The following is a 23,380-nucleotide window of genomic DNA, read 5'->3' as shown; positions in this document are numbered from 1 at the left end:
CGCGCCGCGGCATGGCCGTTCCGGATCCGGCAAAAACCGTGCTAAGTGGCGCAACCATGCGGATCGGCGGGCTTTTGGCATTGCCGTCACCTGCGTTATGGCGAAGTGTTTGCTGCGTCGCGGAAACGTCTTTGCGGGTCTAGGAAATTCGACCTGTTGACAACGTTGTCATCGCGCTCCCATATTCCGCCTCCATCGGGGGCTGTGACAACAGCATGACGTCGGCGTGACCGCGTCGATCGTGAAACGGGGAGGGGCTTGTGGCGGAACTGGCCAACCAGGGCGTCGGGCTGAAGGGTGCCTCGCAGGGCGCGCTTTTCCTGGCGGCGGATGTCGGCGGCACCCATGCGCGGATCGGGCTGGTCAGCCAGCGCCCGGACGGCGCGCGGCCGGTGACCGTGCTGCAGTACCACCGCTACGCCTGCGCCGAATGGCCCAGTCTCACCGCCGTGCTCAAGGATTTCGTCAGCCAGCTCGGCGGCACCGTGCACGTGGACCAGTGCGCCGTGGCCAGCGCCGGCTACGTGCTGGGCGATGCCATCGTCAACGACAACCTGCCCTGGCCGGTGTCCATCCGCGACATCCGCGACAGCTTAGGCATCCAGCAGCTGGCGGTGGTCAACGATTTCGAGGCGGTGGCCTATGCCACCCAGTTCCTGGTGCAGGCCGACACCACGCCGGTGATCGAGGCGCAGACGCCCGGCGGCGCCGGCCCCGTGCTGGTGATGGGCCCGGGCACCGGCCTGGGTTCGGCGGTGCTGCTGCCGGGCAAGCCGCACGCCACGGTGCTGCCGACCGAAGCTGGGCAGATCGCCCTGTCGCCGGGCAACGAGCGCGAGATCGAGATCCTGCGCGTGCTGTCGGGCGAGCGTCCGTACGTGTCGTTCGAACACGCGCTGTCCGGCCCCGGCCTGCTCAATCTCTACCGCGCGCTGTGCGTGCTGCGCGCCGAAACGCCGGTGCTGGCCAAGCCCAGCGACATCACCCGCGCCGCGCTGGAGCGCAGCGATGCCGCGGCGGTGGAAGCGCTGGACGTGTTCTGCGGCCTGCTCGGCAGCTTCGTCGGCGATCTCACCCTGCTCTACGGCGCGCGCGGCGGCGTGTTTCTCGCCGGCGGCATCCTGCCGCAGATCCGCGAAGTGCTGCTGGCCAGCACCTTCCGCGAGCGCTTCTTCAACAAGGGCGTGATGCGGGCCTTCTTGCAGCAAGTGCCCGTGCGCCTGATGGAACACGGCCAGCTCGGCGTCATCGGCGCGGCTGGCATGTACCTGGACGGCAGCAGCATGCATCCGCCGGAAAGCGCAGCAACACAGCCATCGTAGTCAGCGTAGCAACCACCGGGCGCGAGCCCTGTTACCGCCTAGCGGATATCGACGTCGCCATTGCATCCGCACCAGCGATCCTTTGAGGGGAGGAAACCATGTCACACCGCAAGACGCTACTAGCCGCCAGCATCATCGCCGGACTCTGTCTTTCCGGCGCCGCCTTCGCGCAGGATGCCCAGACCAGCAATGCCGGCACCACGCAGAACCGTGCCGACAAGAACAAAGCCAAGGAGCTGGGCACGGTCGTGGTCACCGGCATCCGCGACACCGAAGCAGAATCGATCGAATTCAAGAAGTACGCCGACTCGCATGTCGACGTCATCACCGCCGAGGACGTGGGCAAGCTGCCGGCCAAGAATGTGGCCGACACGCTACAGCGCCTGCCCGGCGTGAACATCAGCTCGTCAAGCGCCAGCGAGGGCGGCTTCGATGAAGCCGACCGCGTCAGCCTGCGCGGCACCAATCCCAGCATGACCCAGACTCTGGTCAACGGACACACCGTGGGCACCGGCGATTGGTTCGTGCTGAGCCAGGTGCAGACGGTGGGACGCAGTGTGAGCTACAGCCTGCTGCCGTCCGAAATCGTCAGCCAGGTGGTAGTGCACAAGAGCTCCGAGGCGAAGATCGTCGAGGGCGGCAGCGCCGGCTCGGTAGACATCATCACGCGCAAGCCGCTGGAGTTCGCCAAGCAGCTCACCGCGGAAGCTTCCATTGGCGGCGTCTATTCGGACCTGCCCAGCGATACCAAGCCGCAGTTCAGCGGCCTGTTCAACTGGAAGAACAACGACAACACCTTCGGCGTGATGGTGCAGGGCTTCTACGAGAAGCGCAGCCTGCAGCGCAACGGCCAGGAAGTGGTGGGCGGCTACGGCAAGATCGCCGCCACCGACCCGGCTGCCGTGGCCGATCCGAAGCTCGCCGGCCTGTCATACCCGAACCTGCTCGGCGCCACGCTCTTCACGCAGCAGCGTGAACGCAAGGGCGGCGTGATCGACCTGGAATTCAAGCCCAGCGACACCGTCACGCTGAATTTGAGCGGCTTCTATTCGAAGCTCGAAGCGGACAACTACAACCGCAACTACATGCTGTGGAGCAGCCATTTCGCGCCGTATCTGGTGCCCAGCAGCTACTCGGTGAAGAACGGCGTGATCACCAACGCCGTCTATCCGAAGGTGACCGATCCCAGCGTGATGTGCGGCGCCACGCCGTGCACCAACACCTCGTGGGGCGTCTACGACCAGATTTCCCGCCCGGGCGCGGCTTCACAGTCGCGCTACGTCACCCTGGACGGCGAATGGCGCGCGACCCAGTCGCTCACCTTCAAGGGACAGGTCGGCACCACCAAGGGCAAGGGCAGCAGTCCCACCCAGGATGTGCTCGAGCTGGGTACGGGCGGCGGCGGTGGCGCTTCGTGGGCAATGAGCGGACTCGATCATCCGGCCAGCTGGTCGCTGGGCGGCGACAACAGCACGCCTTCAGGTATCCGTCCGCAGGACGGCTGGATCTTCGGCGATCAGGCCATTGAGGTCACCGACAAGGAGAACTGGATCGGCGGCGACGGCGAATGGGCGTTGGACCGCGGCGTACTGTCCTCGCTGGACTTCGGTGCGCGCTATTCGGACCACACCCGTCAGAACAAGAGCGACATCGGCCAGGGCCCGAACTTCGCCACCGACTGGCAGAACCCCGCCAACTATCCGGCCGGCCATGCCAACTATCCGAGCGACTTCACCAGCGATCTTGGCGGCAGCGTACCCGGCAACATCTGGTACTACACGCCGGGCCAGCTCGCCCAGATCGACCGCCAGTTCGCCAATCGCGACCCGGTGGCGCGCTTCAACTGGCAGAACATCTACAAGGTGAAGGAAAAGGTCACGGCGGCCTACCTGCAGGCCAACTTCAACGGCGAGCGCTGGAGCGGCAACATCGGCGGCCGCTGGGTGCGCACCGAAGAGAACATCAACTACAACACCAGCAATCCTGAGCAGTACACCGTGGCGGGCCCGATCACGGGCTCGGCATTCGGCGCCTACTACAAGAGCAAGTACGACCACACGTATAGCAAGTTCCTGCCGAGCGCCAACTTCAAGTACAGCTTCACCGACGATCTGATCGGCCGCCTCGCGGCGTCGCAGACCATGACGCGGCCGGATTACTCCGCGCTGGCGGGCTCGGTGTCGCTGGACGACCTGACCCATACCGGTAGCGGCGGCAATCCGCAGCTCAAGCCGATCGTCTCCACCAACTTCGACGCGGCGCTGGAGTGGTACTTCACGCCACGCGGCCTGCTGTCGGCCGGTGCGTATTACATGGATCTGAAGGACTACGTGAACTTCGGTCCGGTCAGCCGCACCTACAAGGACCAGAACGCGAGCAACAACAGCGGCCAGGATGTGTTCAACACTTATCTGGTCAGCGTGCCAGTGAACGTGGACGGCCATATCAGCGGTATCGAACTGGCTTACACGCAGCCCATCGGCGAAAACTTCGGCGTGGCGGCCAACTACACCTATGCCGACGGCAGCACCTCCACGGGCAAGCCGCTGCAGGGCACCTCGGAGAATACCTACAACGTTTCCGGTTACTTCGAGAACGAGCGCTTCAATGCTCGCCTGAGCTATACCTACCGTTCGTCGTTCTTCGCCGGCGTCAGCCGCACCGACACGTACTACCAGTCGGGCCTCGGCAATCTCGCGCTGTCCCTGGGCTACAAGATCAACGATTGGGCCTCGCTGTCGTTCGACGCGATGAACCTCAATAATCCCAAGATCAAGTACTACACCAACGTCGCGGGCATCGGTAATCAGCCGTACGCCTTCTACGTCAACGGACGCCAGTACTACCTCAACCTCCGGTTGAAGTATTGAGGCACACTGAGCAACAACCTCCCCATTGGGCCCGGCATGTCCGGGCCCTTCTTTGGGAGGAGCCCCGAAAGCTGTAGGTTGGGGTGAGCGCAGCGAACCCCAACGGACGTCCGGACACGTGCCTTCGTCGGAGTTCGCTGCGCTCACCCCGACCTACGCCAGACTTGAGCGACGAGGAACGCAGCCAGTGACTTTTGCACTACGCCTTGGCCGGACCCTGATGCTGGCCGCACTGGCCATTCTTCCGTCTTTTACGCTTGCCGCGGAGCAACGCTCCGACGTGCCGCTATCCCTCATTCCCCTGCCTGCCAAGCTCACCCGCGCCGACGGCAATTTCGCCATCGACGCCGGCACCGTGCTGGTCGCCGCCGATGCCGAAAGCCGCCGCACCGCGGGCTGGCTGGCCGGGCAGATCAAGCGCAGCCGCGGCGTGGAGCTGCGCATCGTCGACAAGGCAGGCAACGCGCCTGCCATCATGCTTAGCCACGACGCCAAGGCATCCACGCCGGCCGAGGGCTACACCCTCGACGTCGACGCGCAGGGCGCGCGCATCGTGGCGCGCGACGGCGACGGCCTGTTCCACGGCGCGGTGACGCTGTGGCAGCTGCTTACCCAGGACGAGGCCAAGGCCGCCGCGCCGTTCGTGCATATCGAAGATGCGCCGCGCTTCGCCTGGCGCGGCCTGATGCTGGATTCGGCGCGGCATTTCCAGAGCGTCGCCGAGATCCAGGCGCTGATCGACCAGATGGCGCTGCACAAGCTCAACGTGCTGCACTGGCATCTCACCGACGACCAAGGCTGGCGCATCGAGATCAAGCGCTATCCGGAACTGACCCGCACCGGCGCCTGGCGCACGCCGCCGGATGCCGGCAGCAACGGCGTGCCGCTGCGCTACGGCGGCTTCTATACGCAGGACGAGATCCGCGCCGTGGTGGCCTATGCGGCCGCGCGCCACATCACCATCGTGCCGGAGCTGGACATGCCCGGCCATGCGCAGGCGGCCGTCGCCTCGTATCCGGAGCTGGGCGTGACCGGCAAGCGTCCTCCGGTGTCGGTGGACTGGGGCGTGCACACCTATCTGTACAACGTGGACGACGCCACCTTCGTGTTCATGCAGCACGTGCTGGACGAAGTGATGGCGCTGTTCCCCTCGCGCTATATCCATGTGGGCGGCGACGAGGCGGTGAAGGACCAGTGGCAGGCCTCGCCCGCGGTGCAGGCGAAGATGCATGCGCTGGGCCTGAAGAACGAGGACGCGCTGCAGGGCTGGTTCATCGCGCGCATGGGCACCTACCTGAAAGCGCATGGGCGCCGCCTGATCGGCTGGGACGAGATTCTGGAAGGCGGCGTGCCGGCCGATGCCACGGTGATGTCGTGGCGCGGCATCAAGGGTGCGATCGAAGCGGCGCAGAAGGGCCACGACGTGGTGTCCTCGCCCTCGCCGGATCTGTACCTCAACCAGCTGCAGAGCGACCGCGCCGACGAAAGCGCCGGCCGCGAGCCGGTGCAGGACCTGGCCAGCATCTACGCCTTCGAAGCCGTACCTAAGGAACTCGACGCCACGCAGGCGCGCCACGTGCTCGGCGCCCAGGCCAATGTGTGGACCGAATACATCACCAGCGACGCGCTGCTGCAGCACACGATCTACCCGCGCCTGGACGCGCTGGCCGAAGTGGTGTGGTCGCCGGTGGCCACGCGCGACTGGCCGGGCTTCCTCGCCCGCCTGCCCGCGCAGCTGGCGCGCTACCGCGCGCAGAACGTGGGCTATGCGGACAGTGCGTTCGCGCCATCGATCGACGTGGACCGCAATGCCGCGCTCGCCGCCGGCAAGGCCAGCGTGACCTTGGGCAATCAGACGAAGTTCGGCGAACTGCACTACACGGTGGATGGCAGCGAGCCCACCGCGCAATCGCCGCGCTACCAGGCACCGTTCGAGGTGAAGCTGCCCACCACCGTGCGGGCCATCGCGCTGGATGCCAGCGGCCATCCGCTGGCCGCGCCGCGCGAGCGCGTGCTCGACGCCACCCAGCTGCTGACCCGCGAGAACGCCGAACTGCGCAACTGCCCCGGCAGCGATTTCCGCCTGCGCGTGCAGCCGCTGCCGGATGCCACCAGCATGGCGCCGGCCTACAGCATCAATATCTTCGATACCTGCCAGCGTTATCCCGAGGCGCGCCTCGACGGTATCCGCAGCATCCAGGTGGAAGCCGTGCGGCTGGAGCGCAACTTCCAGCTCGCGCACGAGGCCAAGCTGGTGGTGTCGCGTCCGGCCAGGACCGCGCACGGCGAAATGGTGGTGCACAAGGACCGCTGCGACGGCGAAGTGCTCGCCAGCATGCCGCTGCCCGACCCGTCCGGCCCACGCCGCTTCCAGCTCGCCGCCGCATTGCCCGACAAGCGCGGCGTGCACGACCTCTGCCTGGTCTTCACCGCTCCCATTACCGGCCCGCTGTACGGCATCGAGCGCGCCAGCCTGACCCCGACCGCCCAGCCATGACCCCCGCCAGCCCGCATCGCCTCGCCTCGGTCGACGCCCTGCGCGGCTGCACCGTCGCGGCGATGCTGCTGGTCAACGATCCGGGCGACTGGGGCCACGTGTACTGGCCGCTGGAACATGCGCAGTGGCATGGCTGCACGCCGACGGATCTGGTGTTTCCGTTCTTTCTGTTCGTGGTGGGTGTGTCGGTGGCGTTGGCGATCGCGCCGCGAATGGAGCAGGGCGCGGACCGCGGGGTGCTGTTGCGCGCGGCGATGGTGCGTGCGCTGCGCATCGTCGGCCTCGGCTTGCTGATCAACGCGGCGGCGGCGCTGATCCTGCCGGATGCGCATATGCGCATTCCCGGGGTGCTGCAGCGGATCGGCATTTGTTTTGGCGCGGTGGCCGCGTTTCAGCTTTATGCGAATGCGCGGGTGCAGTGGGGGGCCATTGTGCTGTTGCTGGTCGGCTACGCGGCGATACTTGTGTTCGGCGGCACGCTGGAGCCGTTCCATAATGTCGTGAGCCGTGCCGATACGGCGGTCTTCGGTCATTACGCGTATCGCTATTTCCCTGCCACGGGGTTGGGGCATGACCCGGAGGGGTTGCTCGGCACGCTGCCTTCTATCGCGACGACGCTGCTTGGGCTGCGTGCGGGGCATGGGTTGCGCGGCAACGATCGCCGCGCGTTGCTGTTGAGTGGCACTGCCTATGTGTTGCTTGGCGCGCTGTGGGCGCTGTTGCTGCCGCTCAATAAGAATCTTTGGACGCCGTCGTTTGTGTTGTGGGCGGCTGGGTGGGCCACGTTGGCCTTGTTGGTGTTCCACGTGGTGGTGGATTTGCGTGGGTGGCCGGCGTGGGGGCGGCGGTTTGGCGTCAACGCGGTGGCCGCCTACGCCGGTTCGGAGTTCATGCAGATACTTCTGCCTGGTTTGGGGATACAGGATCCGTTGTATCGAACGGTGTTCGGTGGGTGGATTACGCCGTTGGCGGGGCCGTATGTCGCGTCGCTTGCTTATGCGATGGTTTTTGTCGCTGTTTGGTGGGTGATTTTGTGGGCGATGGATCGCCGGCGGGTTTACCTCAAGCTGTAGTGCGCTTTTTTTGCGTGGCCGCGAACTGGCCGCTTATGCAGCGGGCATTCCGGACGCCTGCCGGCGCCCGGGTCACTTTCTCTTTGCTGGCCCAAAGAGAAAGTAACCAAAGAGAAATGGCCTAAGAGCAACGGCTCGCGACGCGACTAGAAGGAGCGGTGGGCGTCTGCGGTAACTTGATTAACCTGGGTCTACACGAAACGGCAGTGCGTTTACGTAGCGGCTGCTTCAACGTGCCGTGGCGAAGAGGATGTTCAAGGAACGAGGCCAGCTTTGGCTCTTCGTTCCTGCCTACCTCACCACTACACCCCTCTCCCCTCCGGGGAGAGGGCAGGGTGAGGGGCCGGGCGGAGCGCAACGTCAAATCTTGCCGTAGCGTAGGTTGGGGTGAGCCGCAGGCGAACCCCAACACCCGCACCTTCCCGCGCCTCGCCATGTTGGGGTTCGCCTATGGCTCACCCCAACCTACGCCGTGCGCTTACGCGACGAACAGGGCTGAGCCCAAAAGCTGGCCTCGGTCACTGAAAGTCCTCTCGGCAACGGCACGTTGAAGAAGCCGTTACGTAAACGCACTGATGTTTCGTGTAGACCCAGGTTAATCAAGTTACCGCGGCCGTCCACTGCTCCTTCTAGTCGCGTCGCGAGCCTTTGCTCTTAGGCTATTTCTCTTTGGTTACTTTCTCTTTGAGCCAGCAAAGAGAAAGTGACTCGGGCGCCGGCAGGCGTCCGAAATGCCCGCTGCATAAGCGGCCAAGTCGCGACAACCCCACCTAGTCGCTACTGGATCCCGGCCTACGCCGGGATGACGAACAAGGCGGAATCACAGCCCACACCCGTGAGCTATCATCCGCGGCTTGCCGCACCCGCCCCACCGACGAGAGATCACCCATGACCCATTCGTCCAAGCTAGCGCAACGCGCACTGACACTCTCCCTCAGCGCGCTGATCACCGCCTGCGCCAGCCAGCCCATCGCGCCAGCCCAACAGCACACCGCGGCAGCGATTGAAGTTCCGCCGATCAAGCGCCCCGAAGGCGAAACCCCCCAATGGTGGTTCCGCAACGGCGCCGCGCAAGCGGCCAACGTCTCCGCCCAGGCCAGCATCCAGGGCCAGCGCGCCAAGAACGTCATCGTGTTTCTCGGCGACGGCATGAGCATCCCCACCATCGCCGCCGCGCACGTGCGCGCCGGTCAGCGCAGGGGCGTGGATGGCGAGAGCTACAAGCTGAGCTTCGAGCAGTTTCCATTCAGCGCCTTCAGCCGCACCTACGAGACGGATCAGCAGACGCCGGATTCCGCCGGCACCATGACCGCGATCATGACCGGCGTGAAGACGCGCGCCGGCTATATCGGCATCTCGCAGGTGCCGCGCCGGCAGGATTGCGCGGCCAGCAAGGGGCAGGAACTGGTGACCACGCTGGAACTGGCGGCGGCTGCGGGCATGAGCACCGGCGCCGTGACCACCACGCGCATCACCCACGCCACGCCGGCGGCCACCTATGGCCATCTGCCGGAGCGCAACTGGGAAGTGGATGCCGAGCTCAGCGCGCAGGCGAAAGCGCAGGGATGCAAGGATTTCGCGGCGCAGCTGGTCGACTTTCCCGCCATCGACGGGCTTACCGTGGCGATGGGCGGCGGCCGCACCGAGTTCATGCCGGCGGGCGAGACCGATCCGGAATATGCCAACAAGGTGGGCCAGCGCCTGGATGGCCGCGATCTGATCGCGGAGTGGAAGGCCAGGCATCCCGGTGGCGCCTATGTGTGGAACGAGCAGCAGCTCAAGGGGCTGGATCTGTCGAAGACGCCGCGCCTGCTCGGCCTGTTCGAGCCTTCGCATATGAACTACGAGCATGAGCGCCCGCAGGACAAGGCCGGCGAGCCAAGCCTGGCCGAGATGACCACGGCGGCGATCGATGTGCTCAAGCAGAACCCGAACGGCTTCTTCCTGATGGTGGAAGGCGGCCGCATCGACCATGCGCTGCATGCGGGCAATGCCTACCGTGCGCTGGACGAGACCATCTCGATGGCCGATGCGGTGGCGGCGGCGCTTGCCCATACCGATCCCAAGGACACGCTGATCGTGGTCACCGCCGACCACGCGCATACGATGACCTTCGCCGGTTACCCGAAGCGTGGCAACGACATCCTCGGCCTGGTGCAGGGCCATACCGACAGCTACGACGAGGAAGGCGGCGCGGGCCTGGCGCGCGATGCGACCGGCAAGCCGTACACCACCTTGGGGTTTGCCAATGGCCCGGGCTATACCGGCGCTACCGACAAGCAGCCGGAGGGGCCGAAGCGTTATCCGCACAATCCCAATGAGTACGCGCCGGCGAAGAAGGGGCGGCCGGATCTGACCAAGGTCGATACGGCGGCGCCGGATTACATGCAGGAATCGATCGTGCCGTTGAAGGGCGAGACGCATGGTGGCGAGGATGTGGCGATCTTTGCCAATGGCCCGGGCGCGGCGGCGTTCCATGGGGAGATCGAGCAGAACGCGATCTTCCATGTGATCGTGCAGAACGCGCCGCGCTTGCGCGAGGAGTTGTGCAAGCTGGGGAGCTGCAATGCGGACGGGGTGCCGGTGGAGCGGCCGACGTATGAGGCTTGGTTGAAGCAGGTGAGCGTCAAGTAAGGATCGCCACACCACCGGCGGGTAGCGGGTAGGTTGGGGTGAGCCGCAGGCGAACCCCAACATGGCAACGCGGGTACGCATCGCATCGTTGGGGTTCGCCTTTGGCTCACCCCAACCTACGCAGGCGGCTGTGCCGCCTCACTCTGTACCTGCAACCACTGCATCCGCAAATGCGCCTGCGTCGCGCAGCGCGTCCCCATGTCGATAAACACCGCGATGCTTTCCAGCATCACCGGCAAGCGCTGCGTATTCACGCTGCCGTGTTCGTCAGCCAGTTCCGCCAGCCACCGGATCGCGTTATGCGCGTAATGCAGCCACTCGGTGGCATCGTTCAACAACGCATCCGGCCCCGCCTCCGGATCCGAAAAATACTCCACGTGGCGTGTGATCCACGCTTCGCCATAGATATCCATAAGCAACTCCTTGCCATGCGCCGCCCCCGTTCCGAGAACGGCACGCCGCCAGACAGCACGACGTGCCGCGACCACACGGACTCGAGGCTGGCCGACCACCTGGAACACAGGCGCCGGGCGGCTTGATTGATGAAGTAGGTTGCGGCTTCAGTCGCTTTCGCCGTTGCACGAAGCAACGCGCCGGGTTGCACGGCTAGGAATCATTACCTGCGAAAACTCTTAAGTCCGCGGTTCTTCAACCGTGTCCGCGAAGACGGCGGACAGCCCCATGGGCCGGCGGATGTGCCGTCCTGGGGATCGGCGGGCGTACGAGTGACGTATGATCTGGCACAGCCATGATCAACTCTCCTTCAGTTGGTGATGGTCAGCGGGTCAGGGGTGGTCTCAACACCCTTGGCCCGCGCTCTCACGACATTGCTGCCATGGTTGTCCGCGACGCGCTTGAAATCACTCCGCGGACAACACCTGCAAAACTAGCAAGGCAACCTCGCCTTGTCTTTAGTCGAAATCTGAAAAATTCAAATTAGTAGTTGCGAATGTGGATGGTTGCCGAAAGCTGCGGCACCATCCACGCGCAACGCGGCGGCGAGAAAAGCCCATAGCGCCTCCGGCACAGCAGAATTTTCTGACGGTGAACCATCCGGCAACTGCCGTCCCGCGGAACCTGTTCTCAGATATTTCCCAATCACCGTCGCCGTGCCGCCCTGCGCATGATCGGCGCCCGGCAGCGTGCGGCTGAACTCGCCGGTCAGCAGCGTCACCACATTGCGGCCGCGCAAGGTGAGCATGCGCTGCAGGAATACCGAAAGGCCCGGCGTGATCGGCGCCATGATCTGCCGCGCCAGCTTGCCGCTGTCGTCGTGATGCGTATCGAACTGCCTGTCCTCGCGGCCGGTGAAAGCGATCTGCGCGAAGACCACGCTGGTATCGGCACGGATCAGCGCTTCCACGGCCGCGAACGTGCCGGGCAAATCCTCCACCGCCGAACCTCCCTGACTCACGCCATACGCATGGCGAATATCTTCGCGTTCGGCAGCAGCAAGCCCCGCATCCGCAAAGCGGTGCACGTGCTGCCACGCGATGCCGCGCTCCGCCGGTGGATCGGACGCAACACCCACAGGAAGACCGAGCCGGTTGACGATCGCGCAGGGCAGGGGACTGCCCGGCAAGGCCGCGGCCATCCGCAGCAGCTGGCTGCGCGGCCCCGCTTGCAGCATCCCCACGCGCGCATCGTTGTGGCTGTACAGCCCATGCTTGAACGGCACGGCTGCCATATGCGCGAGCGCGACCGGCGGCAATGCGCCCAGCGAAGCGGCATCGACATACAAGCCATGGCCCAGCGCACGGATATTGCCGGATGTCACGCCAAACGCGCCGTTGGCAAGAAACGCATCGGCACTGTTGAACAAGCCGGCCGGCCCGCCGTTCAACCACAGCACCACCAGCGCCGGCCGCTCGCGTGGCGATGCCAAGGCATCGAAGGGGCCGAGCGCCAATGCGCCGGCAGCCGCAAGGCCGGCCTTCAGCAGGCTGCGGCGGGAAGGGAAATGGGTTGGCATAAGCGTGGCCGTTAGTGGGGGAAAGCCGTTGCGGCGCGGGGTGCCGCGGGCACAGACTTAAGCTAGCCCTGTCCATCCATCGAACGGCAGCCATCCTGTGTCGCGAATCAGACAGCCATCGAAGCGCGCCGCCGCGTGGCCGATGACCGCGCTGGCCAAGGACTACCCGCGCGGCTGCCACGTGCCCAGGCACCGGCATCGCCGCGGCCAGTTGATCTACGCCGCCAGCGGCGTGATGCAGGTGACCACGCGCGAAGGCATCTGGATCGTGCCGCCGCAGCGCGCGCTGTGGATTCCGATCGGCATGCCGCACGAGATCCTGATGGAAGGGCGCGTGGCGGTGCGCATGCTCTATCTCGATCGCGCCACCAGCGCGCCGTTCGGCACGCATTGCCGCGTGCTGGCGGTGTCGCCGCTGCTGCGCGAGCTGGTGCTGGCCGCGGTGCAGGCGCATGGCGAACGCGATGCGTCCACTTTGCAATTGGCCATGCCATTACTGCTGCATGCGCTGCTGAAGGCGGACGAAGCGCCGTTCCGCATCCCGGTGCCGGCGGACCCGCGCCTGAAGAAGGCCTGCCAGCGCCTGCTCGACGATGCCACGCGGCCCGATACGCTCGAACAGCTCGCGGCGCGCGCCGGCGCCAGCAGCCGCACGCTGGCGCGCCTGTTCGAAAGCGAATTGCGCATGTCCTTCGTGCGCTGGCGCCAGCACGTGCGGCTGGCGCGGGCGATCAGCCAGATGAGCCTGGGCCGTCCGATCAAGACGGTGGCGCGCGAGGCCGGCTATGCCAGCTGCAGTGCGTTCTGCAGCATGTTCCACCGCATCATCGGCGCCAGCCCCACCGAATACCTGCGCCAGGTCGAGGGACGGCCCGCTTTGTGACGGCGCCAGCGCCTCCGTCATCCCATCGTCAAAGAATCGACATCTGCCCGCTTCACGATATTTGAACGTCCGCGCCCCCACGCGCGGCGCCCCGATCTCCTGGAGCTCTGCATCTCATGAAGAAGAACCTGCTGGCGATGGCCACCGCCGTCGCGCTCGCCGCTTTGTCCCACGGTGCCATGGCCGAGGACCTGCCGACCGCCGACGCCACCGCCAAGCCCGACGCGGCCAAGAATCTGGAAGGCGTCTCGGTGATCGGCCAGGGCGAAACCCGCCAGGTGCAGCGCGTGACCACCAAGGACGTCGCGGTGCTGCCCGCGGGCACCAGCCTGCAGAAGATCCTCAACCGGATGCCGGGCGTGAACGTGCAGTCCAACGACGCCTTCGGTGCCAACGAGGAGTCGCAGACCATCAGCCTGCGCGGCTTCAACGGCCAGCGCCTGGGCTACACGCTGGACGGCCTGCCGCTGGGCGACAACGCCTACGGCAACTACAACGGCCTGAACATCAGCCGCGCGCTGATCGCCGAGAACGCCGCCGGCGCCGAACTGGCGCAGGGCATCGGCAGTCTGGGCATCGCCTCGACCAGCAACCTGGGCGGCGCCATCCAGTATTTCTCCGCCGATCCGCTGCCGACCTTCGGCGGCCGCTTCGCGCAGACCTTCGGCAGCGACCAGAACCGCCGCACCTATCTGCGCCTGGATACGGGCGACTTCCACGGCTTCTCCATGTACCTGTCGGGTGTGCGCGCCACCGCCGACATGTGGGCGCCGCCGGAATCGCCGACCACCACCAAGCAGTTCAACGCCAAGGCGGTGTACCAGTTCGACGGCGGCCGCATCACCGCCTTCGCCGACACCTCGCGCACCTCGCAGGCCGACTACGCGTATCTGTCCAAGAGCGGCATGGCGCGCGGCCTGGGCTGGGACTGGAACCTGTACGCGCCGGACTGGAAGCGCGCGCTGGCCGCGGCGTACTGCGCGCCGGCTTACACCGTGAAGGGCGTGAAGGACGCGCGCTGCGGCTATTCCGGCGGCGTGGACAATATCGACGACGCCTACTACCAGAGCCGCGCGCTGCGCCGCGACGACCTGTACTACCTCGCCGGCGACTTCTATCCCAGCGACGCGGTGACCGTGCATGCGCAGGTCTATCACCACGAGAACGCCGGCCAGGGCCACTGGTGGTCGCCGGGCCAGAAGTCCAACCCGGGCACGGCGCAGGAGCTGCCGATCTCGATCCGCAGCACCAACTACAAGATCAACCGCAACGGCGTGCTGGCGTCGCTGGGCTGGGACCTGGGCAGCCATCACCTGGAAGGCGGCGTGTGGTACGAGCAGAACCACCACAACGTCGAGCGCAACTTCTATTACATCCCCTACACGCTCAGCAGCCCGATCAGCGACGACACCTACCTGAGCGATCCGGACCGCCGCCTGTTCAACCAGGCCTACACCATCACCACGCGCCAGGCCTATCTGCAGGACAGCTTCAAGCTGCTGGACGACCGCCTCAGCGTGGACATCGGCGTGAAGAGCCCGCACGTGACCATGACCGCGCGCCAGGCGCCGGGCAACTACGAGGCGCCGGTGGCCAACGGCACGCTGAAGGCCGAGAAGAACCTGCTGCCGCAGGTGGGCGTGGGCTACAAGCTCGATGCCGGCCAGGAGCTGTTCCTGTCGTACGCCAAGAACATCGCCGCGTTCCAGGGCGGCGGCGCCAGCGGCCCGCTGCTGGTGACGCAGGCCTCGTTCGACGCCACCCGCGGCAACCTCAAGCCCGAGCAGTCGCGCACCATCGAAGGCGGCTACCGCATCGTGCAGCGCGAGTTCGAGGCATCGGCCGCGGTGTACGACGTGAAGTTCGACAACCGCCTGCTTTCGCTCAACCCCTGCCCGAGCATCCAGCAGGGCACCACGGCGGCGTGCACCACGCGCTTCTACAACGTCGGCTCGGTGAGCAGCCACGGCGCGGAGTTCACCTTTATCTGGAAGCCGTTCGAGCATTTCCAGTGGTACAACTCGGCCTCGTTCAACCGCTCCACGTATGACGACAACTACGTGCAGAACGGCGCGGTGGTGCCGACCAAGGGCAAGGTCACGGTGGACACGCCCAAGCGCATGTTCGCCAGCGAGATCGCCTGGACCTACGGCCCCTGGAACCTGAGCCTGCGCGGCAAGTACACCGGCTCGCGCTACTACACGTACACCAACGACCAGGGCTTCGGCGGCTATACCTCGTTCGACTTCGGCGCCGGCTACGACTTCGGCGCGGCGTGGTTCGCGCAGGACGTGCGGCTGTCGCTCAACGTGAGCAACCTGACCGACAAGCGCTATGCGTCGAACCTGACGGCGTTTGCCAACACCGATCCGAACGGGCGGCAGCTGGCGTTTCATGCGAGTGCGCCGAGGCAGAGCTTCCTGACGCTCGACGTGAAGTTCTAAGCCAGCGATGCCGTACGGTAGAGCCCCTCTCCCCCCGGCGACCCGAAGGTAGTCCCTGTGGGAGAGAGGGGTTGGGGTGAGGGTACGGGCGGAGCGCAAGAGTGATGTGCATCGCTCCGCCCGCACCCTCATCCGGCTGCCGCCACCTTCTCTCCCACGGGGACTACCTTCGGGTCGCCGGAGGGAGAAGGACTCTTTCCTGGAAGTAGAGTTACTAGCCCGGTCAGGAGCACCCCATGAAACCGTTATGCTGGCTAGCCCTGGTCACCTTGAGCCTGGCCTTGCCCTGCGCCATCCACGCCGCCGAGAAACCGATTGCTGCAAAGGTCCTCGTCCTGGGCCATCGCGGCGCCAGCGCGCTGCGGCCGGAGCACACCCTGGCCTCCTATGCCAAGGCGATCGCCGATGGCGCCGACTTCGTCGAGCCGGACCTGGTGATGACCAAGGACGGCGTGCCGGTGGCGCGCCACGAGAACGAGATCGGCGGCACCACCGACGTGGCGGCGCACCCGGAGTTCGCCGGGCGCAAGACCACCAAGACCATCGACGGCCACCCTGTCACCGGCTGGTTCACCGAAGACTTCACCCTGGCGGAACTGAAAACCCTGCGCGCGCGCGAGCGCCTGCCGGAATTCCGCGGCACCAGATACGACGGGCAGTTCCAGATTCCCACCCTGGACGAAATCATCGATTTCGTCGCTGCCGAAGCCGCCGCGCAAGGGCGCACGGTGGGCCTGATCCCCGAGATCAAGCACGGCACCTATTTCCAGAAAGCCGGCCTGCCGATGGAAGACCGCGTGCTGGCCATCCTCGACGCGCACAGCTACACGCGCACCGCGCCGGTGGAGATCCAGTCTTTCGAAATCGCCAACCTGCGCTACCTGCGCGGCAAGCTGGGCAAGAGCCATCCGAACGTGCGCCTGCTGCAGCTGCTGGACGATCCGAAGGAGCAGCCGTACGACGTGGCGGCGGCGGGCGGCAAACTGACCTATGCCGACATGATGAAGCCGGCCGGGCTGCGCGAGATCGCCGGCTATGCCGACGCGATCGGCCCGAACATCCGCGCCATCATCCCGCTCGACAAGGATGGCAGGCTGGGCCAGCCCACCGCGCTGGCGCACGACGCGCATGCGGCGAAGCTGGAGCTGCACCCGTACACGTTCCGCCCGGAGAACCATTTCCAGGCGAAGAACTTCTGGCAGGGCAGCGACCCGAAGACCTTCAACGAGGCCGGTTCCATCGCGGAAATCCGCGCCTATCTGGATGCCGGCGTCGATGCCTTCTTTACCGACGACCCGGCACTGGGCCGCAAAGCGGTGGACGGTCGCTGAGCTGCCATCACGCTGTCACCGCGAACGGGTTCACTCGCCCGCTCATTCCTTGCGCGGTGACTCCATGCGTCTGCAACGTGGCTTCGCGGCCGGCCTGCTCGGCCTGGCTTTTCTCGCACCGGTCCATGCGGTACCGGTGCTGCTGATCTCGATCGACGGCCTGCGCCCGGCCGACGTGCTGCAGGCCGAGCAGCACGGCCTGAAGCTGCCCAACCTGCAGCGCTTCATGAGCGAAGGCAGCTACGCCACCGACGTGCGCGGCGTGCTGCCGACGCTGACCTATCCGAGCCACACCACCTTGCTGACCGGCGTATCGCCGGATAAGCACGGCATCGCCGGCAATCTCACCTTCGACCCCACCAACAAGAACCAGCAGGGTTGGGCCTGGTACGCCAGCGATATCCGCGTGCCCACGCTGTGGGACGCCGCACATGCCGCGGGCCTGAGCACCGCCAACGTGCACTGGCCGGTGAGCGTGGGCGCGCAGGTGGACTGGAACCTGCCGCAGATCTGGCGCACCGGCCTGCCGGACGACCGCAAGCTGCTCGCCGCGCTGGCCACGCCCGGCCTGCTGCCGGCGCTGGAGAAAGAACTCGGCCCCTATGCCGACGGCATCGACGAGACGCTGGCCGGCGACGAGAACCGCACGCGCTTCGCGGTGAAGCTGCTGGAGGAGCGCCAGCCCGCTTTCATGACGGCGTATCTGGCTTCGCTCGATCATGAGCAGCACCACAGCGGCCCCGATACGCCGGAATCGAAGCGCACGCTGGAGCGCATCGACGGCCTGGTCGGCGAGATGGTGGCGGCGGCGCGCCGCGTGCATCCGGATGGCGTGATCGCGGTGGTATCCGATCACGGTTTTGCGCCGGTGCAGCAGGACGTTAATCTCTATGCGCCCTTTATCCAGGCCGGCCTGATCACCTTGAAGGACGGCGCCGTGGCCGACTGGCAGGCGATGCCGTGGAACGACGGCGGCAGCGCGGCGATTGTGCTGAAGGAGCCGGGCGACGCGGCGACGGTGGCCAAGGTGCAGGGCCTGCTCGCGCAGCTGCAGGGCAATCCGGCGTACGGCATCGAGCGTGTGCTCGATCATGCGCAGACGGTGGCGCGCGGCGGCACGGCGCAGGCCTCGTGGTTCGTGCTGTTCAAGGCCGGCTACGAGATGGCGATCAAGCCCGACACGCCGCTGCCGGCGCCCAGCCATTACCGCGGCATGCACGGCTACGACCCGGCCTGGCCGTTGATGCGCTCGACGTTCCTGGTGGAAGGGAAGGGCGTGCCGGTGGGCAAGAACCTCGGTGCGATCGACATGCGCGATATCGCGCCGACGCTGGCGAAGTCGCTGGGGGTGGCGTTGCCGGCGGCGCAGGGCAAGGTGCTGTTCTCGCCATAACGCCATGCCCGCGTAGGTTGGGGTGAGCCGCAGGCGAACCCCAACATCGCCACGTCCCAATGCACCGCATCGTTGGGGTTCGCCTGCGGCTCACCCCAACCTACGCCCTATTCCTGTCGTGGGCCGGGAATCCGCGCCAACGCACATCCGCGCCCACTGACACGCAGATGTAAATCCGATTTCACAAATCCCCAGCAAGCTTGCACTCCAACGGCTGCTGGCGGTCGCGTCATGTCGTCCTTGCAGGGCAGCTTCAGGACGCGAAGGGGTGATGCGTCCGCCGAAGGGGCAGCCGTTCTTTTTTCCCATTCACCTGTTCCACCTGTCGACGTGGCTCCCCGCGAGGGGAACGGCTGCGCAAAGGAAACGTACGCATGTCAGTCCGCAAGGGTTCCATCCGCCTTACCGGCCTCGCGCTCGCGCTGTTCGCGGCGCTGCACGGCACGGCCGCCGCAGCTCCCGGCGACAACGACACCACGCCCGCCGCGCCGGCCGATGCCGCCGCCGACAAGGCCAAGACGCTGGAGTCGGTCTCCGCGATCGGCCAGGGCGAAGTGCGCCAGGTGCAGCGCATCACCGTGGAAGACGTGAAGATCCTGCCGCCGGGCACCAGTGCGCTGAAGGTGCTGGCCGGCAAGCCGGGCGTGCATTTCGAGTCGTCCGATCCGTTCGGCAACTACGAGTGGTCGACCCGCTTCAGCCTGCGCGGCTTCAACCAGAACCGCCTGGGCTTCACGCTGGACGGCATCCCGCTCGGCGACATGAGCTACGGCAACAACAACGGCCTGCACATCAGCCGCGCGCTGATCGCCGAGAACCTCGGCAGCGCCGAACTGGCCGAAGGCATCGGCGCGCTCGGCACGGCGTCGACCAGCGACCTGGGCGGCACGGTGCAGTTCTACTCGTCCGACCCGCTGCCCAAGTACGGCGTGCAGTTCGCGCAGGGCTTCGGCACGGATGCGGCGCGCCGCACCTTCGTGCGCCTGGACACGGGCAATGTCGACGGCTTCGCCATGTACATCTCCGGCGCCTATTCCGACGTCAACAAGTGGAAGGGCGACGGCGATCAGGAGCAGATGCAGTTCAACAGTAAGGCCACCTACGATTTCGGCGACAGCCGCATCGGCGCGCTGGTGACCACCTCCGACCGCGACGAGACCGATTACCAGGATCTCTCGCTGGACATGCTGCACCGCCTGGGCTGGAACTGGGACAACTACGCGCCGGACTGGAACCGCGCGGTGAACGCGGCCAAGGGCATCTACACCGGCGGCGTGACCAATGCCGACGACGCCTATTACGCCGGCCGCGGCGTGCGCAAGGACCGCATCGCCAGCCTGTTCGGCGACTTCGCGCTGGCCGAGGGCGTGCGCCTGAAGGCCACCGGCTACTACCACTACGATCGCGGCCAGGGCCACTGGTTCACGCCGTACCAGGCGTCGTTCCCGGGCACCGCGCAGGAAACCCCGATCTCGATCCGCACCACCGAGTACGGCATCGACCGCGCCGGCGGCACCGCGGCGCTGACCTGGGACCTGGGCGCGCATCACCTGGAAGCGGGCGTGTGGTACGAGGACAGCAACCACAACGTGCAGCGCAACTACTACTTCATCACCGGCCCGGTGGACGACCGCAAGTTCCTCGAGAACCCGAACCTGCGCCTGTTCTACCAGCACTACGAAACCACCACGCGCCAGTTCTACGTGCAGGACAGCATGCATTTCCTGGACGACCGCCTGAGCGTGGACGTGGGCTTCAAGGCACCGCGCACCGAAGTGGAAGCGACCAACCTGCCGGGCACCGCGCGCGCCTATGCGTCGGGCGACCTGGTGGCCAAGAAGAATTTCCTGCCGCAGGTGGGCGCGGCCTACCAGCTGGGCGGCGGCTACGAGCTGTTCGGTTCGTACTCCAAGAACATCGCCGCGTTCCAGGCCGGCGTCTCCGGCCCGCTGGCCACCACCCAGGTGGCGTTCGACACCTTCGGCCGTTCGCTCAAGCCGGAACAGTCGCGCACCTTCGAAGGCGGCCTGCGCGCGGTGTCCGACTTCTACGAGGCCTCGCTGGCGCTGTACGACGTGAAGTTCGACAACCGCCTGCTGGCGATCTCGCGCTGCAGCGGCATCGTGGGTTGCCCCAGCGCCTACGCCAACGTCGGCTCGGTGAGCAGCCGCGGCGCGGAGCTGGCGCTGAACTTCAAGCTCACGCAGGAACTGCGCTGGCGCAACTCGCTGTCCTACAACCGCTCGCGCTACGACGACAACTACGTCGACGGCGGCGTGGTGGTGCCGACCAAGGACAAGACCGTGGTGGACAGCCCCAAGCAGCTGTTCTTCACCGAGCTGGCCTGGGTGTCCGGTCCGTGGGACCTGCGCGCGTCGGCCAACTACACCGGCAAGCGCTACTACACCTATATCAATGACGGCGCGGTGCCCTCGTACTGGCTGTTCAACGCCTCGGCCGCCTACGACGTGGGCAAGCTCGGCGTGGTGCAGGACCTGAAGCTGGCGCTCAACGTGACCAACCTGGCCGACAAGAAGTACTTCGGCTCGATCGGCACCAACGGCTTCGTGGCCAGCGACCCGCAGGGCCAGTTCGCCACCATGCAGGTGGGCGCGCCGCGCGCGGCAATGCTTACGGCAACCTTGCGCTTCTGAGCCGTCAGTCCTCCAAAGTTGGACCCTTCTCCCTCCGGCGACCCGAAGGTAGTCCCCGTGGGAGAGAAGGTGGCGGCAGCCGGATGAGGGTACGGGCGGAGCGGTGCGCATCACTCTTGCGCTCCGCCCGTACCCTCACCCCAACCCCTCTCCCGATGGGAGAGGGGCTCATCGCCCAGTCCCCAAACGCGACCTGCACCCGGGAAAAATAAAGTAGCGATTCCGGGAACGCCCCGCCCCACTTATGATCGCCGGCGTATCTCCGCCCGATCCGCCCGCATGGCCGCCATTTCTTCTGCTGTTCCGATCCAAGCCGTTCCCCGCTGGATGGCCCTTGGCGTCCTGTTGTCGGCGCTGGGCGCCATTGCCGGCGCGATGCTGGCCGACACCGAGGACGGCAGCCAGTGGATGTGGCTGCACTGGGCCTGCAAGCCGCTGGCGACCGGGCTGGTGTTCGCCCTGGCCTGGCGCGTGCGCGAGCCGATCTCGGCGCGCTACCGCGCCTGGGTGCTGGGCGGCCTGGGGCTGGCCCTGGTTGGCGACGTCTTGCTGATGCTGCCGCAGGACCTTTTCGTGGAAGGCCTGGTGGCCTTCCTGTTCGCGCATCTGTGCTTTCTGGTGGCGCTCACCGGCGACGTGCGCCTGGGCGCCAGGCCGATCGCGCTGCTGATCTGCCTGGGCTATGCGGCGCTGTGCATGTGGTCGTTGTGGCCCACCCTGCCGGTGGAGCTGCACCTGCCGATCGTGATCTACACCCTGGTGCTGGCCCTGATGGGCGGACAGGCGGTGGGCCGCGCCTGGTACCACGCGCTGACCCGCGATGCCTTGGCGAACCCGGCCTGGCTGGCCGGCGCGGGCTCGATCCTGTTCATGCTCAGCGACACCTTGCTGGCCTGGAACCGCTTCCGCATCAGCCTGCCGCTGGCGGCGCTGTGGATACTCGGCAGCTACTTCGGCGCGCTGTGGCTGCTGGCGCGTTCGGTGATGCGTGCGTCGCCGGAGGACGCGGCGCTGGCGTGAACACCCAAGAAGTCATCATCGGCTGGGCCACGCCCGCTTTCTTCGCGCTGATCGCGCTGGAGCTGCTGGTGGCGAAGTGGCGCGGCCGGCGCGTGTACCACGCCAGCGATGCGGTCAACAGCCTGTCGCTGGGCGTGATCTCGCAGATCGTCGCGGTGTTTTCCAAGCTGCTCACCCTTGGCATTTACGCCTGGTGCGCCGCGCACCTGGCGCCCTGGGCGCTGCCGGCCGACCGCTGGTGGGTGTGGGTGAGCGGCCTGCTGCTATACGACTTCCTCTATTACTGGCTGCACCGCGCCGGGCACGAGGTGAACATCCTGTGGGCCGCGCACGTGGTGCACCACCAGAGCGAGGACTACAACCTCAGCACCGCGCTGCGCCAGACCGGCAGCGGCGTGCTGCTGGGCTGGCTGTTCTATCTGCCGATGGCGCTGCTGGGCTATCCGCTGGAAGTGTTCGCGGTGGTGGCGCTGATCGACCTGCTGTACCAGTTCTGGGTGCATACCGAGCTGGTGGGGCGGCTGGGCTGGTTCGACCGCGTGTTTTGCTCGCCGTCGAACCATCGCGCGCACCACGCGGTGAACGAGCGTTACCTCGACCGCAACTACGGCGGCATCCTGATTCTGTGGGACCGCCTGTTCGGCACCTTTATCGAGGAAGACGACACCGACCCGCCGGTGTACGGCACGCGCGCGCCGCTGCGCAGCTGGAATCCGCTGTGGGCGAATGCCGAGGTGTACTGGGCCACGGCCAAGGACGCATGGCATGCGCGGCGCTGGCGCGACAAGCTGCTGGTGTGGCTCAAGCCCCCGGGCTGGCGGCCGGCCGACGTGGCCGAGCGGTTTCCTAAGCCGGCCTTCGACATGGCCCGCCCGCGCTATGCGCCTGCCTTGCCGCGCGGCCTTGGCGCCTACGGCGTCGCACAGTTCGCGCTGCTGCTGCTGATGGGCGTGTGGTTCCTGGACATGGCCAAGCGCATGCCGGCCTCCGCGCTGCTGGCCTATGCGGCCTTCCTGCTCTTCAGCCTCACCGCGCTGGGCGTGCTGCTGGAAGGCCGCCGCGCCGGCAGCTGGCTGGAAGCGGCGCGGCTGGCCGCGACCGCGCTGGCCGCGGTGGTCACCGGCGGCTGGTTCGGCGCCGCCGCCGCACCGCCGGCGCTGGCGCCGGCCATCGTGGCGCTGTGCCTGGGCAGCGCCGCCGCGCTCGCCACCATCCGCCTGCGTACGCGCCAGCCCGCCTGACCGCGCGCACCCGCAGCATGGCGGGGCAGGGGGCATTCGCTATCAT

14 protein-coding genes are annotated in these 23,380 nt (G+C 66.4%); 12 read left to right on the top strand and 2 right to left on the bottom strand.

Going from position 1 to position 23,380, the window contains the following annotated elements:
• Window positions 1-269 precede the first annotated feature (269 nt).
• From glk to FHW85_RS16405, 5 genes are all read left to right on the top strand, one after another.
• Window positions 270-1,322 carry a glucokinase gene (glk, locus tag FHW85_RS16425; protein WP_167255393.1) on the top strand — a complete coding sequence of 351 codons (1,053 nt, stop codon included), beginning with the start codon at window positions 270-272 and terminating at the stop codon, window positions 1,320-1,322.
• 98 nt (window positions 1,323-1,420) lie between these two features.
• Window positions 1,421-4,192, top strand: coding sequence for a TonB-dependent receptor (locus FHW85_RS16420; RefSeq protein WP_167254888.1), 2,772 nt, complete (start codon window positions 1,421-1,423; stop codon window positions 4,190-4,192).
• A 220-nt stretch (window positions 4,193-4,412) separates the two neighbouring features.
• A complete protein-coding gene (locus tag FHW85_RS16415) occupies window positions 4,413-6,689 on the top strand; it encodes a family 20 glycosylhydrolase (RefSeq protein WP_246866800.1) in 2,277 nt (758 codons plus the stop codon).
• The gene (locus FHW85_RS16410; RefSeq protein WP_168648962.1) at window positions 6,686-7,762 is read left to right on the top strand and encodes a heparan-alpha-glucosaminide N-acetyltransferase domain-containing protein; all 1,077 of its coding nucleotides are present in this window, start codon (window positions 6,686-6,688) and stop codon (window positions 7,760-7,762) included. The genes FHW85_RS16415 and FHW85_RS16410 overlap by 4 nt, the downstream gene beginning before the upstream one ends.
• Window positions 7,763-8,650: 888 nt before the next feature.
• Window positions 8,651-10,396 carry an alkaline phosphatase gene (locus FHW85_RS16405; protein ID WP_168648961.1) on the top strand — a complete coding sequence of 582 codons (1,746 nt, stop codon included), beginning with the start codon at window positions 8,651-8,653 and terminating at the stop codon, window positions 10,394-10,396.
• A 116-nt stretch (window positions 10,397-10,512) separates the two neighbouring features.
• Here the strand turns inward: FHW85_RS16405 and FHW85_RS16400 are convergent, their stop codons facing one another.
• Window positions 10,513-10,809: a hypothetical protein gene (locus tag FHW85_RS16400; RefSeq protein ID WP_168648960.1), complete on the bottom strand. Its 297-nt coding sequence runs from the start codon at window positions 10,807-10,809 to the stop codon at window positions 10,513-10,515.
• A 518-nt stretch (window positions 10,810-11,327) separates the two neighbouring features.
• Complete coding sequence (locus FHW85_RS16395) at window positions 11,328-12,305, bottom strand: DUF1501 domain-containing protein (RefSeq protein ID WP_168648959.1); 978 nt, start codon at window positions 12,303-12,305, stop codon at window positions 11,328-11,330.
• A 160-nt stretch (window positions 12,306-12,465) separates the two neighbouring features.
• Between FHW85_RS16395 and FHW85_RS16390 the strand changes: the two genes are divergently transcribed.
• From FHW85_RS16390 to FHW85_RS16360, 7 genes are all read left to right on the top strand, one after another.
• Window positions 12,466-13,251: a helix-turn-helix transcriptional regulator gene (locus FHW85_RS16390; RefSeq protein WP_168648958.1), complete on the top strand. Its 786-nt coding sequence runs from the start codon at window positions 12,466-12,468 to the stop codon at window positions 13,249-13,251.
• Window positions 13,252-13,430: 179 nt separating this feature from the next.
• Window positions 13,431-15,695 (top strand): TonB-dependent receptor, encoded by a 2,265-nt coding sequence (locus tag FHW85_RS16385; protein WP_246866799.1) that lies wholly within the window; start codon window positions 13,431-13,433, stop codon window positions 15,693-15,695.
• Window positions 15,696-15,931: 236 nt separating this feature from the next.
• Window positions 15,932-17,026, top strand: a complete 1,095-nt coding sequence (locus FHW85_RS16380; RefSeq protein ID WP_168648956.1) for a glycerophosphodiester phosphodiesterase — start codon at window positions 15,932-15,934, stop codon at window positions 17,024-17,026.
• A 64-nt stretch (window positions 17,027-17,090) separates the two neighbouring features.
• Entirely contained in the window at window positions 17,091-18,419 is a 1,329-nt protein-coding gene (locus FHW85_RS16375) for an ectonucleotide pyrophosphatase/phosphodiesterase (RefSeq protein WP_168648955.1), read from the top strand.
• A 374-nt stretch (window positions 18,420-18,793) separates the two neighbouring features.
• Window positions 18,794-21,073: a TonB-dependent receptor gene (locus tag FHW85_RS16370; RefSeq protein ID WP_168648954.1), complete on the top strand. Its 2,280-nt coding sequence runs from the start codon at window positions 18,794-18,796 to the stop codon at window positions 21,071-21,073.
• Between the two features lie 327 nt (window positions 21,074-21,400).
• Window positions 21,401-22,093, top strand: coding sequence for a lysoplasmalogenase (locus tag FHW85_RS16365; protein ID WP_243868056.1), 693 nt, complete (start codon window positions 21,401-21,403; stop codon window positions 22,091-22,093).
• On the top strand, window positions 22,090-23,334 hold the full coding sequence (locus tag FHW85_RS16360) for a sterol desaturase family protein (RefSeq protein ID WP_168648953.1): 1,245 nt from the start codon (window positions 22,090-22,092) through the stop codon (window positions 23,332-23,334). The genes FHW85_RS16365 and FHW85_RS16360 overlap by 4 nt, the downstream gene beginning before the upstream one ends.
• Window positions 23,335-23,380: the final 46 nt, after the last annotated feature.

It is taken from the genome of Dyella sp. SG609 (assembly GCF_012275375.1).
GTDB lineage: Bacteria > Pseudomonadota > Gammaproteobacteria > Xanthomonadales > Rhodanobacteraceae > Dyella_D > Dyella_D marensis.
This window is presented reverse-complemented; position numbering and strand designations above follow the sequence as displayed.